Raw genomic sequence first — 12,323 nt, forward strand, 5'->3', positions numbered from 1 at the left:
GACGGAGTTCGCTGAGAACCCCGAGCGCGGGCACGAGGGCCCACCAGACCGAGCCACCCTGCCGGTACTGGGAGACTCCCACGCTCAGGATCACGAGGGCCACCACGAGCCCGGCGCAGGAACTGACCCGGTCCACCAGCGGACGACCGGGACCCGGTCGGCCGCGAGCGGGGAAACCCGCGGGCGGCACAGGCCGAACAAGACGACGCCGGGCCGGCAGCGTCGTGCTGCCGGCCCGGAGCGCGTCGTAACGGCGGGACCTCCGCCGGAGGCGCGGCTACAGGTTCGGGAGGTTCTTGCGGAGCTCGAACGCCGTGACCTCGGAGCGGTACTCCTCCCACTCCTGCTTCTTGTTGCGGAGGAAGAAGTCGAAGACGTGCTCGCCCAGCGTCTCGGCGACCAGTTCGCTGCGCTCCATGAGGTGGATGGCCTCGCCGAGGTTCTGCGGCAGCGGCTCGATGCCGAGGGCGCGGCGCTCGGCGTCGGACAGGGCCCAGACGTCGTCGTCGGCGCCCGGCGGGAGCTCGATGCCCTGCTCGATGCCCTTGAGGCCGGCCGCGAGGAGCACGGCGTAGGCGAGGTAGGGGTTGGCGCCGGAGTCGAGGGAGCGGACCTCGACGCGGGTGGAGCCGGTCTTGCCGGGCTTGTACATGGGCACGCGGATCAGCGCGGAGCGGTTGTTGTGGCCCCAGCAGATGTACGAGGGGGCCTCGCCGCCGGCGCCCGCGGTGCGGTTGGCGCCGCCCCAGATGCGCTTGTACGAGTTGACCCACTGGTTGGTGACCGCGGAGATCTCGCCGGCGTACTTCAGCAGGCCGGCGATGAAGGAGCGGCCGACTTTGGAGAGCTGGTACTCGGCACCGGACTCGTGGAAGGCGTTGCGGTCGCCCTCGAAGAGGGACAGGTGGGTGTGCATGCCGGAGCCGGGGTGCTCGCTGAAGGGCTTCGGCATGAAGGTGGCGTTCACGCCCTGCTCCAGCGCGACCTGCTTCATGACCAGCCGGAAGGTCATGATGTTGTCGGCGGTGGAGAGCGCGTCCGCGTAGCGCAGGTCGATCTCCTGCTGGCCCGGGGCGCCCTCGTGGTGGGAGAACTCCACGGAGATGCCCATCGACTCCAGCATCGTGATCGCCTGGCGGCGGAAGTCCTGGCCCACGTTCTGCGGCGTGTGGTCGAAGTAGCCGGAGTTGTCCGCCGGGACCGGCACGGTGCCGTCCAGCGGAAGGTTCTTCAGCAGGAAGAACTCGATCTCGGGGTGCGTGTAGAACGTGAACCCCAGGTCCGAGGCCTTGGCCAGGGATCGCTTGAGGACGAAGCGCGGGTCCGCGTACGACGGCGAGCCGTCGGGCATGAGGATGTCGCAGAACATCCGGGCGGCGCCGGGCGCCTCGGCGCGCCACGGGAGGATCTGGAAGCTGCCGGGGTCCGGTTTGGCGATCATGTCGGACTCGTAGACCCGGGCGAAGCCCTCGATCGCGGAGCCGTCGAAGCCGATGCCCTCGTCGAAGGCCTGCTCCAGTTCCGCCGGCGCGACGGCCACGGACTTCAGATAGCCCAGCACGTCCGTGAACCAAAGCCGCACAAAGCGGATGTCCCGCTCCTCAAGGGTGCGGAGAACGAACTCCTGCTGCTTGTCCATAGCTACATCCTTGCAGGTCATACGGCCTGTGCACCACAGCCAAGGGCATGGCGGGAGCACGTCAGTATCACCCGCCGCGGTTTCCACAAGATTACGCATCCGTCGCGCCGCTACGACAGTCGGGAAAGCACGGACGTGGCTTGCGCCACACAGCGCGCACTCCTACATCGCGTCGGTTTGACGATTACACTGGGCGCCGTGCCTCAACTACGCCTCGCTCTGAATCAGATCGACTCCACGGTGGGCGACCTCGCCGGCAACGCGGAGTCGGTGGTGCGCTGGACCCGGCACGCGGCCGAACAGGGAGCCCACCTCGTGGCGTTCCCCGAGATGGCGCTGACCGGGTACCCCGTCGAGGACCTCGTGCTGCGCTCCTCCTTCGTCGAAGCCAGCCGGACCGCCCTGGAGCGGCTCGCGGCCCGCCTGGCCGCCGAGGGCCTCGGGGACCTGCCGGTGATCGTCGGCTACCTCGACCGCAGTGAGAAGGCCCAGCCGCGGTACGGCCAGCCGGCCGGCTCGCCCCGCAACGCCGCCGCCGTGCTGCACGGCGGCAAGGTCGTGCTGAAGTTCGCCAAGCACCACCTGCCCAACTACGGCGTCTTCGACGAGTTCCGCTACTTCGTGCCCGGCGACACCCTCCCGGTCGTCCGCGTGCACGGGGTCGACGTCGCCCTCGCCATCTGCGAGGACCTGTGGCAGGACGGCGGCCGCGTGCCCGCCGCCCGCACCGCGGGAGCCGGGCTGCTGGTCGCGATCAACGCCTCCCCGTACGAGGTCGCCAAGGACGACACCCGGCTGGAGCTGGTGCGCAAGCGGGCCCAGGAGGCCGGCTGCACCCTCGCCTACGGTGCGATGATCGGCGGCCAGGACGAGCTGGTCTTCGACGGCGACTCCATCGTCGTCTCCGCCTCCGGCGACGTGATCGGGCGCGCCCCGCAGTTCGAGGAGGGCTGCGTCCTGCTCGACCTCGACCTGCCGGCCGCCGACCCCGCCAAGGTGCCGAGCGGCATCGTGGACGACGGGCTGGAGATCGAGCACGTCACGCTCTCCGCCGAACCGCTCCCGGCGTACGAGCCGGAAGTCCGCGGCGAGGAGGCGGCCCGGCTCGGCGACGACGAGGAGATCTACACCGCGCTCGTGGTGGGCCTGCGCGCCTACGTCGCCAAGAACGGCTTCCGCTCCGTCCTCATCGGGCTCTCCGGCGGCATCGACTCGGCCCTCGTCGCGGCCATCGCGTGCGACGCGGTCGGGGCGGCCAACGTGTACGGCGTCTCCATGCCGTCCCGGTACTCCTCGGACCACTCCAAGGACGACGCGGCCGAACTCGCCCGGCGCACCGGGCTCAACTTCCGCACCGTCCCCATCGCCCCGATGTTCGACGCGTACATGGGCGCCCTCGGGCTCACCGGCCTCGCCGAGGAGAACCTCCAGTCCCGGCTGCGCGGCACGATGCTGATGGCCATCTCCAACCAGGAGGGGCACATCGTCCTCGCCCCGGGCAACAAGAGCGAGCTCGCGGTCGGCTACTCCACCCTGTACGGCGACTCCGTCGGCGCGTACGGGCCCATCAAGGACGTCTACAAGACCACGGTCTTCCGCCTCGCGCAGTGGCGGAACCGCGCCGCGGCGGAGCGGGGCCAGACCCCGCCCATCCCCGAGAACTCCATCGCCAAGCCCCCCAGCGCGGAACTGCGGCCGGGGCAGGTCGACACGGACTCCCTGCCGGACTACGACGTCCTGGACCGGATGCTGGCGATGTACGTCGACCAGGACCAGGGACGCGACGCGATCGTCGCCGCCGGGTTCGACGCGGAACTCGTCGCCAAGGTGCTGCGGATGGTGGACACGGCGGAGTACAAGCGGCGGCAGTATCCGCCGGGGACGAAGATCTCGGCAAAGGGGTTCGGCAAGGACCGGCGGCTTCCGATCACGAACCGCTGGCGCGAACACGCCTGACGCTTCGCGTCCGGACCGGTCAGGTTCCTTTCCTGCCCTCCCGCCCGTGTGCCCTGTGAAGTCACGCGCCCCGACGCAAGTCGTCGGGGCGCCGGGTTCGGGGCCTCCGGGGCTGCACGTCCTGGACTGGATATTTACGTGCCTTTCCAGCGCTTTCCACTGTTCGCCCCGGATACCGCACACAAATATGCCGAACGTCCAGAACATCCACCCCTACGACCCCGCCCCCTCCGTGAGCTCTCGCGCCTGATCCCCGGTGGGGGGTATGAAGCAGCACCGTGCTCAGGCCACCTGTCGGCGCGGCGCAGTCGGGTGCAGGGGAACGGCCACCAGCCTTCGGCCGGGGGTGCCGCAGGTGGGCATTCGCGCCCGATCCCCGGCGGGGGGTAGGAAGGCGGCCAGGTCACCCGTCGGTGCGGCACGGTCGGCTGCGGTCGATGACCAGCCGACAGCGCTGGGCAGCCCCGCGATCCTCTCGCGACACTTCCCGGTGCATTGGCGATCCGGCGCGGTCCGAGTGCCTACAGGTGACGGCCGCGCTGCGCCAACGACGGCTTGGGCACGGTGCCGTCTCTACCCACCCACCGGGGATCAGGCGCGATACGAGACGGAGGGGGCGGGGTCGTAGGGGTGGCGTTCTGGACACTGGAGCATATTTGGGTGCATGACCCGGAGTGATCAAGCCGGGTACCTGAGGCACCTAAATGTGCTGTCCAGAATGGCAGCCCCGGAGGCCCCGAACCCGACCCCCAACAACGCGCGTCGGGGCGCGTGACTTCACAGGGCACACGGGAGGGAGGGCGGGGGAAAAACCCCGGCGGCCAGGCGCTAGCCGACCCGCTCGGGCGCCGCCCCCCGCACCACCCCCGCCGCCACGACCCGCGACCCGGACACCCCGCCACGCCGCTCCAGCAGCGCAGCCGCCCCCGCTATCGCGACGCCGAACACGGCGAGCCCCGCCCCCGCCACCGCGGGCGCGACGTAGCCCAGGCCGCGGGCGATGACGAACCCGCCGAGCCACGCGCCGCCCGCGTTGGCGAGGTTGAACGCCGCCTGGTTCGCGGCGGAGGCGAGGCCGGGGGCCTGCCGGGCCTTGTCCATGACGAGCATCATCAGGGGGGAGCCCGCGGCGAACGCCGCGATCCCGAGGAGGACGACGGTGAGCGCGGCGCTCCACTGCGCGTGCGCGGTCACCGTGAACAGGAGCAGGACCACCGCGAGCGCGCCGAGGCTGCCGAGCAGGGCGGGCCGCAGGGCCCGGTCGGCGAGGCGGCCGCCGAGCAGGTTGCCTATGGTGGCGCCGACGCCGAAGAGCGCGAGCACGATCGTGACGCTGCTCTCGCCGAAGCCGGCGACCTTGGTGAGCAGCGGCGTGACGTAGCTGTAGACCGTGAAGACCGCGGCGAAGCCGAAGATCGTGGTGGCGAGTGCCAGCCAGACCTGTCCGTTGCGGAAGACCGAGAGTTCGTGCCGCAGTCCGCCGCCCGGCGTCATGGGCAGGCGGGGGACGAGGAGCGCGATGCTGGCCATGGCGATGAGGCCGATCACGCCGACGGTGAGGAAGGTGGCCCGCCATCCCAGGTGCTGGCCCATGAGCGTGGCCGCGGGGACGCCCACGATGTTGGCGACGGTGAGCCCGGCGATCATGAGGGAGACCGCGCGGGCCCTGCGCGCCGGGTCGACCATGCCCGCGGCCACGACCGCGCCGGCGCCGAAGAAGGCGCCGTGCGGGAGCCCGGCGACGATGCGTCCGGCGAGCAGCCAGCCGAAGCCGGGGGCGAGCGCGGAGAGGGTGTTGCCGACCGTGAACAGGCCCATGAGCATGATGAGCAGGGTCTTGCGCGGCATGCGCGTGGTGAGGGCGGCCAGCGCGGGCGCGCCGATGACGACGCCGAGGGCGTAGCCGGAGACGAGGTAGCCGGCGGTCGGGATGGAGGTGTGCAGGTCGTCCGCGACGTTGGGCAGCAGGCCCATCATCACGAACTCCGTCGTGCCGATGCCGAATGCGCTGATCGCCAGTGCGAGCAGGGCGAGAGGCATGAGTGACCCTTCCGGGGAGGTGGGACGCGGGGAGCGTTATTAGTTTATCTTCGGAACAAACTCTCCCCGACCATTCTTCCCGTGGTGTCACCCACAGACGAACGGCACGTTAAACCCGCTTGCTACGAAAGGGCCACTTTCGCGGCCACCGGCCGGTGGTCGCTGTCGGTCGCCGGCAGCACCCAGGAGTCGGTGGGTTCCGCGCCCCTGACGAGGATCTGGTCGATCCGGGCCATCGGGAAGTCGGCGGGCCAGCTGAAGCCGAACCCGTGGCCGGCGGCGCCCTGCGTGGAGCGCATCTGCGAGGTGATGTTGGCGAGCGCGCGGTCGTTCATGGTCCCGTTGAGGTCGCCCATGAGGATCACGTCGGGCATCTTCTCCTCGGCGATGGCCTCGCCGAGGTCGTCGGCGCTGTGGTCCCGCTCCCCGGCCGTGAAGCCCGCGTTGAACTTGACCCGCACCGAGGGCAGGTGGGCGACGTAGACCGCGGCCTTCCCGTCCGGTGTGGTGATCGCGGCCCGCATGGCGCGGACCCAGCCGAGCCCGATGTCGACCGGGTGCACGCCGGTGAGGGGGTACTTGCTCCACAGCCCGACCGTGCCCTGCACCGAGTGGTAGGGGTAGGCGGCCTTGAGGCCGTGCTCGTACGAGGGCGCCTGGCCGACCGCGATCTCCTCCAGGGCGATCACGTCGGCGCCGGAGGCGATGAGGTCGCGGGCGGTGCCGGCCGGGTCGGGGTTGTCGGCGTTGACGTTGTGGGTGAGCACGGTCAGGTCGCCGCCGCCGGTGTGCTTGTCCGAGAGCAGGCCGCCGAAGAAGTTGACCCAGACCAGCACCGGCACCAGGAGCGCGATCAGCGCGGTCGCCGAGCGCCGCAGCAGGGCGACCAGGAGCAGGACCGGGATCGCCAGGCCGACCCACGGCAGGAAGGTCTCGGTCAGGCTGCCCACGTTGCCGATCCGGTTGGGCAGGGCACCGTGAAAGCCCATCACCAGGGCAATGAGGACGGCCAGTACGGCGGTGATGATGCCGCGCCGCCACATGCCGTCCCTGAACTTCCCGGCCCAGCGCCTGAGTCGCCCCGCCGCGCCGGACCCGCGTCGCGGCTCTCCGCCGCCGTCGGTGGTCACGTTCGCGTCGTACGCCTGCGCCATGGGGGAAGTCCTCACTGTCTTGCGAAGTGCTCAGTCGACCATAGGGGATCGACACAAGGAGGACGGGGCGCGCCGGACGGCGGGTTCCCGCGAAGGGTGGCGGGAGGCCGCCTGTGACACAACGGGCACATTCCGCCCGTTACCGCCCGCTCAGGGCGCGCCACGCACGGCACGCACGCCGCTCAGCACCGAGTCCACGATCTGCTCGGACAGTCCGTCCGGGAGCGAGGCCTCCGGGCGGAGCATCACGCGGGAGAGCATCGGCCCGACGAAGAGGTCGCTGAGCAGTTCCAGGTCCACGTCGTCGCGCAGCTCGCCCTCGCGGATACCGCGGGCGAGCACGTCGGCGACCTGCCGGCGGCGGGTGACGATGACGGTGTCGTGGTACGCGGCCCACAGCTCGGGCACGTTCTGGAACTGGGCGAGGACGTTGCGCATGAGCGCGGACGACCGCTTCACCAGGGCGCGGCGCCGTATGAACTCCACGCAGGTCACCAGGTCGTCGCGGACCGAGACGCCGGCGAGTTCGGGCGCCTCCTCGTCGACGGAGCGCAGGACGTCCAGCATGAGGGCGTCCTTGCCGGGCCAGCGCCGGTAGACGGTGGCCTTGCCGACGCCCGCGGCGCGGGCGATGCCCTCCATCGACAGCCCGCCGATCGTGGCGCCCTCCTCGATGAGCCGCAGGACGGCCTCGACGATCGCCGAGTCGGCCTCCGCGCTGCGCGGACGCCCGCGCGGGCACCGGGGCCGGCCGGCCTCGGAGTCCTCCCGCGCGGGCGTCGCCGGCAACGTCATCGGCCGACCTCCACCGGACGGGCCTCACGCTCCTCGCCGCCCGCGGGCCGCGCCGCGGCGCCCTTGCGCGGCAGGAAGATCAGCACGACGACCATCCCGAGCAGGGCGACGGCGGTCGAGGCCAGCGCGGTGACGTGGATGGCGTGGATGAAGGCGTCGGTGGCGGGGGCGATCAGCGCCTTGCCCGCGGGCCCCATGTGCTCGGCGACGGCCCGGGTGGCCTCGATGGACTCGCCGGCCTGGTGCTGCACGCCGGCGGGGAGGCCGGTCAGATGGTCCTTGATGCCGTCACGGTAGACCGTGGACATCACGGAGCCGAGGACTGCCACGCCGAGGGCGCCGCCGACCTGCCGGAAGGTGTTGTTGACGGCCGAGCCCGAGCCGGCCTTCTCGCGCGGCAGGGAGGACATGATGGCGACGGTCGCCGGCGGCATGACGTGCGCCATGGCCGTGCCCATCAGGAAGAACAGCAGCTCGAGGATCCAGATCGGGCTGTCGGAGTCCAGCAGCTGGAAGCCGAGGAAGGACAGCGCGATCAGCCCGAGGCCGGCGCCGCAGGTCGCCCGGGCGCCGATGCGGTCGACCACGAGCCGGGCCCGCGGCGCGAAGATCAGCTGGGCGACGGCGAGCGGGAGCAGGAGCAGACCGGACTCCAGGGCGCTGTAGCCGCGCACGCTCTGCATGTAGAAGACCATGAAGAACGTCACGCCCATGAGCGCGAAGAAGACCAGGCCGATCGCGGAGACCGAGGCCGAGAAGGTCAGGTTGCGGAAGTACGCCACGTCGAAGGCGGGGTGGCTGCTGCGCGCCTCGAACCAGACGAAGGCGCCCAGGATCACCAGGCCGCCGACGATGGTCGTCCAGGCGGCGGGGGCGCCGAAGTCGGCCAGCTGGCCGCCCTTGATGATGCCGTACACCAGCAGCACGAGGCCGACGATGGACAGCGACACACCGATCGGGTCGAGCCGGCCCGGCTTCGGGTCCCGGGAGTCGGGGACGAGCAGCACCATCGCCACCAGCGCGACCAGGATGATCGGCACGTTCACCAGGAAGACCGAGCCCCACCAGAAGTGCTGGAGCAGCAGGCCGCCGGTGACCGGGCCGATGGCGATGCCCAGGCCCACGGCGCCGGTCCAGATGCCGATCGCCTTGGGCTGCTCCTCGCGCTCGAAGACGTTGATGATGATGGCGAGGGTGGCGGGCATGACGAACGCGCCGCCGAATCCCATGACGGCGCGGAAGGCGATCAGTTCCCCGGAGGAGCCGGCGAAGGCCGACAGCACCGATCCGATGCCGAAGGCGACCATGCCGAAGAGCAGCACCTTCTTGCGGCCGATCCGGTCGCCGAGCAGGCCGGCGGTGAAGAGCAGACCGGCGAAGACCAGCGTGTAGGAGTTGATGGCCCACTCCAGCTGGCTCTGGGTGGCGCCCAGTCCGGTCGGGGCGGGCTCGGCGATGGTCTTCATCGCCACGTTGAGGATCGAGTTGTCCAGCACCACCACGAGGAGGCTGAGCAACAGGACGCTGAGTATCGCCCAGCGGCGGCGGTGAACCGCCTCCGGGACGCTGAGGGGCCGGATCTGCGGCACGTCGGCGGACATGGTCCCACGCTAGACCCGAGTTTCGATACGAGACCGTCTCGTATTGTAAAACCTCGGCAAAGCGACGGGACCGGAGTCCCCCTTTGCGCGGGCGGCAGGTCGTGTCAGCATGGAAACGGTCCGGGGACGCCGTCAGGGCGCCTCGAGATGAACACAAGGAGCGTTGCGATGACGCACGCCGTTTCGGCTGCCCAGCCGCCTGCCCCGTCCGCACCCGACAGCAGCAAGGCGCTGTACGGGGGCAAGGGGACCCGGCGCATCACGGTCCGGGACATCGCCGCCGCCAAGGAGCGCGGCGAGAAGTGGCCCATGCTCACCGCCTACGACGCGATGACCGCTTCCGTCTTCGACGAGGCCGGCATCCCCGTCCTGCTGGTCGGCGACTCCATGGGCAACTGCCACCTCGGCTACGACAGCACCGTCCCCGTCACCCTGGACGAGATGACGATGCTCGCCGCCGCCGTCGTGCGCGGCACCAAGCGCGCGATGGTGATCGGCGACCTGCCCTTCGGCTCGTACCAGGAGGGCCCGACGCAGGCACTGCGCAGCGCCACCCGCCTGCTGAAGGAGGCCGGCGTCGGCGCCGTGAAGCTGGAGGGCGGCGAGCGCTCCGCCCACCAGATCGAGCTGCTGGTCCAGGCCGGCATCCCCGTGATGGCCCACATCGGCCTCACCCCGCAGTCCGTCAACGCCTTCGGCGGCTACACCGTGCAGGGCCGCGGCGAGGAGGCGGCGCAGCAGCTGCTGCGCGACGCCAAGGCCGTGCAGGACGCGGGCGCCTTCGCCGTCGTCCTGGAGCTGGTCCCGGCCGAGCTGGCCGCGGAGGTCACCCGCAGCCTGCACATCCCGACCGTCGGCATCGGCGCGGGCGCGGAGTGCGACGCCCAGGTACTGGTGTGGACCGACATGGCGGGGATGACGGGCGGCCGCGTGCCGCGCTTCGTCAAGCAGTACGCCGCCCTGCGCGAGACGCTCGGCGGCGCCGCGAAGGCCTTCGCGGAGGACGTGGCCGGCGGGGCCTACCCCGCCGCGGAACACAGCTTCCACTGAGGTCTTCCGCCGGGGCCTTCCTGCGAGGTCCGGCCCCCCGAAGACCCTCCTGAGCGGCGGTGCGCCCTGCCGCCTGCTTCCGCCCCGGGAATCCCCCTCCCCGGGGCGGAAGTTTTTTCCGGGACGGTTGAGTACGCCCGGGCCCCCGCGCGTATGAGTGGGCAGCCGCCCACCAGGGGGCGGCGGAGCACCGACCAGGAATGCCGGGGGCACAGGCATGAGCCTTGACAAGCTGCACCGATCAGTGATCGCGGGGGCCTTCGCCGCCACGATGCTGATCGCTGCCACCGCCTGCAACGCGAGCGGCGGCAGCGGTCCCCCGGTGGACGCGGTCCTTCCCCTGCCCTCCGCCACACAGCAGGCGGTGGGACTGCGGACCGTGGACAACGCCCAGCTGGGCACGCTCGTCACCGACAACCAGGGGTGGGTCCTCTACCGCTTCGACCAGGACAGGAACGTCCCGCCGACGGCGACCTGCGCCGGCCCGTGCGCGACCCGGTGGCTGCCGGCCGCCGCGGTCTCCGACACCCAGGTGCAGGGCGTCGACCAGAACCTGGTCGGCAGCGTCAAGCGTCCCGACGGATCCCTCCAGCTCACGCTCAACGGCTGGCCGCTCTACCGCTTCACGGGCGACAAGAACCCGGGCGACACCAAGGGCCAGGGCGTGGACCGGGTCTGGTTCGCGGCCGACATCCAAGGCGAGAAGGCCGTGCCCGGTGCACGGCCGAAGAGCGCCACCACCCAGAACGGGTCAGACGGATACTGATGGGACAGCAGGCATTGCGAGGACTCGACCCGCAGCGATCAGTAGGGCAGGATGCGCTCGTGGCCGACCATCGCTCAGGTGGGGTCCCCGAAGAGGACCTCATGCGGGCGCTCTACCGCGAACACGCGGGCGCTCTCTTCGCATACGTCCTTCGGCTGGTCGGCGGTGACCGCTACCTCGCCGAGGACGTCGTGCAGGAAACCCTCCTGCGCGCATGGAAGAGCGCTTCGCGGCTCGACCCGGGCGCCCGGTCATTGCGGCCCTGGTTGGTGACGGTCGCCCGACGGATCGTGATAGACGGCCACCGCAGCCGTCAGGCACGGCCCCCGGAGGCCTCCCCGGCCGCCCTCGACCAGCTCCCGGCCGAGGACGAACTCGAACGCTCCCTGAGGCTGATGACGATCTCCGACGCACTGGAAGATCTCACCGAGGCCCACCGCCAGGTGCTGATCGAAACGTACTTCAAGGGCCGGACGGTCAACGAGGCCGCGGCGGCGCTGGGGGTACCGCCCGGCACCGTGCGCTCGCGGGTCTTCTATGCCCTCCGCTCACTGAAAATCGCTCTTGAGGAAAGGGGTGTGACCACCTCGTGACGGTCTACGGTTACGGTTCCGGGGCAGGTACGCCTCACGACCCGCACGTCGACGTCGGGGCCTACGTCCTCGGCGTCCTCGACGACGCCGACATGGCGCGCTTCGAGGAGCACCTGGCCATCTGCCACCAGTGCGGACAGCAGCTCGACGAGCTGAGCGGGCTGGTGCCCGTGCTCGCCGAACTCGCCCCCGCCGGCGCCGGCGCACCGCTGCCGCCCAGCGGCGACGCGGTCCTCGGCAAGCTGCTCGGCAAGGTCTCCGACGAGCGCAGGACCCGCGCCCGGCGCAGGATGTTCGCGCTCGCCGCGTCCGTCGCCCTCATCATCGGCGGCCCGACGGTCGCGGTGCTGGCCTCCGGCGGCTCGGACTCCCCGGCGGCCCACACCTACGCCCAGGAGTTCAAGAGCTCCGACACCGCCACGGGCGTCAAGGCCACGGTCGGCGTCAACGAGAAGAAGTGGGGCAGCGAGGTCGGCCTCAACCTCTCCGGCGTCCAGGGCCCGCTCACCTGCCGCCTCGTCGCCATCGGCAAGGACGGCTCGCAGCAGACCGTCTCCACCTGGAGCGTCCCGACGGCGGGTTACGGCACCTCCGCCCAGCCGCAGCCGCTGACGCTCGACGGGTCGGCGGGGATGCAGCCGGACGACATCGCGCGCTTCGACGTCATCACGGCGCAGGGGCAGCGGCTGGTGTCGGTGAACGTCTGAGCCCTGCGGGGCCCGGAAGAGC

10 protein-coding genes are annotated in these 12,323 nt (G+C 71.0%); 5 read left to right on the forward strand and 5 right to left on the reverse strand.

Translation table 11 applies throughout. From position 1 onward, the window contains the following. Window positions 1-277 precede the first annotated feature (277 nt). Window positions 278-1,639 carry a glutamine synthetase family protein gene (locus ACIP64_RS30605; RefSeq protein WP_401592955.1) on the reverse strand — a complete coding sequence of 454 codons (1,362 nt, stop codon included), beginning with the start codon at window positions 1,637-1,639 and terminating at the stop codon, window positions 278-280. 198 nt (window positions 1,640-1,837) lie between these two features. Between ACIP64_RS30605 and ACIP64_RS30610 the strand changes: the two genes are divergently transcribed. Continuing rightward, window positions 1,838-3,595, forward strand: coding sequence for an NAD+ synthase (locus ACIP64_RS30610; RefSeq protein WP_401592957.1), 1,758 nt, complete (start codon window positions 1,838-1,840; stop codon window positions 3,593-3,595). Window positions 3,596-4,423: 828 nt separating this feature from the next. Here ACIP64_RS30610 and ACIP64_RS30615 read toward each other — a convergent pair. The 4 genes from ACIP64_RS30615 to ACIP64_RS30630 form a co-directional block, all read right to left on the reverse strand. Continuing rightward, window positions 4,424-5,635: an MFS transporter gene (locus ACIP64_RS30615; protein ID WP_401592959.1), complete on the reverse strand. Its 1,212-nt coding sequence runs from the start codon at window positions 5,633-5,635 to the stop codon at window positions 4,424-4,426. A 122-nt stretch (window positions 5,636-5,757) separates the two neighbouring features. Beyond that, window positions 5,758-6,678, reverse strand: coding sequence for an endonuclease/exonuclease/phosphatase family protein (locus ACIP64_RS30620; protein ID WP_401593122.1), 921 nt, complete (start codon window positions 6,676-6,678; stop codon window positions 5,758-5,760). A gap of 261 nt (window positions 6,679-6,939) precedes the next feature. Continuing rightward, a complete protein-coding gene (locus ACIP64_RS30625; RefSeq protein ID WP_401592961.1) occupies window positions 6,940-7,584 on the reverse strand; it encodes a TetR/AcrR family transcriptional regulator in 645 nt (214 codons plus the stop codon). Continuing rightward, window positions 7,581-9,185 (reverse strand): MFS transporter, encoded by a 1,605-nt coding sequence (locus ACIP64_RS30630; RefSeq protein WP_401592963.1) that lies wholly within the window; start codon window positions 9,183-9,185, stop codon window positions 7,581-7,583. Before ACIP64_RS30630 ends, ACIP64_RS30625 begins: the two co-directional genes overlap by 4 nt. 168 nt (window positions 9,186-9,353) lie before the next feature. Here ACIP64_RS30630 and panB point away from each other — a divergent pair, with 168 nt between their 5' ends. From panB to ACIP64_RS30650, 4 genes are all read left to right on the forward strand, one after another. Beyond that, a complete protein-coding gene (panB, locus tag ACIP64_RS30635) occupies window positions 9,354-10,235 on the forward strand; it encodes a 3-methyl-2-oxobutanoate hydroxymethyltransferase (RefSeq protein WP_401592965.1) in 882 nt (293 codons plus the stop codon). Window positions 10,236-10,452: 217 nt separating this feature from the next. After that, the gene (locus ACIP64_RS30640; RefSeq protein WP_401592967.1) at window positions 10,453-11,001 is read left to right on the forward strand and encodes a hypothetical protein; all 549 of its coding nucleotides are present in this window, start codon (window positions 10,453-10,455) and stop codon (window positions 10,999-11,001) included. Further along, the gene (locus ACIP64_RS30645) at window positions 11,001-11,594 is read left to right on the forward strand and encodes a sigma-70 family RNA polymerase sigma factor (RefSeq protein ID WP_319662217.1); all 594 of its coding nucleotides are present in this window, start codon (window positions 11,001-11,003) and stop codon (window positions 11,592-11,594) included. The genes ACIP64_RS30640 and ACIP64_RS30645 overlap by 1 nt, the downstream gene beginning before the upstream one ends. Then, window positions 11,591-12,301 carry an anti-sigma factor family protein gene (locus ACIP64_RS30650; protein WP_401592970.1) on the forward strand — a complete coding sequence of 237 codons (711 nt, stop codon included), beginning with the start codon at window positions 11,591-11,593 and terminating at the stop codon, window positions 12,299-12,301. The genes ACIP64_RS30645 and ACIP64_RS30650 overlap by 4 nt, the downstream gene beginning before the upstream one ends. Window positions 12,302-12,323: the final 22 nt, after the last annotated feature.

This window comes from Streptomyces sp. NPDC088733 (assembly GCF_044751185.1).
Classification (GTDB): Bacteria; Actinomycetota; Actinomycetes; order Streptomycetales; family Streptomycetaceae; genus Actinacidiphila.

Bases quoted from the DNA above. Each gene is read 5' to 3' on its own strand.
- ACIP64_RS30630 (WP_401592963.1), bottom strand. From the start codon at position 9,185: ATGTCCGCCGACGTGCCGCAGATCCGGCCCCTCAGCGTCCCGGAGGCG.
- ACIP64_RS30645 (WP_319662217.1), top strand. From the start codon at position 11,001: ATGGGACAGCAGGCATTGCGAGGACTCGACCCGCAGCGATCAGTAGGG.
- ACIP64_RS30605 (WP_401592955.1), bottom strand. From the start codon at position 1,639: ATGGACAAGCAGCAGGAGTTCGTTCTCCGCACCCTTGAGGAGCGGGAC.
- panB (WP_401592965.1), top strand. From the start codon at position 9,354: ATGACGCACGCCGTTTCGGCTGCCCAGCCGCCTGCCCCGTCCGCACCC.
- ACIP64_RS30625 (WP_401592961.1), bottom strand. From the start codon at position 7,584: ATGACGTTGCCGGCGACGCCCGCGCGGGAGGACTCCGAGGCCGGCCGG.
- ACIP64_RS30615 (WP_401592959.1), bottom strand. From the start codon at position 5,635: ATGCCTCTCGCCCTGCTCGCACTGGCGATCAGCGCATTCGGCATCGGC.
- ACIP64_RS30640 (WP_401592967.1), top strand. From the start codon at position 10,453: ATGAGCCTTGACAAGCTGCACCGATCAGTGATCGCGGGGGCCTTCGCC.
- ACIP64_RS30620 (WP_401593122.1), bottom strand. From the start codon at position 6,678: ATGTGGCGGCGCGGCATCATCACCGCCGTACTGGCCGTCCTCATTGCC.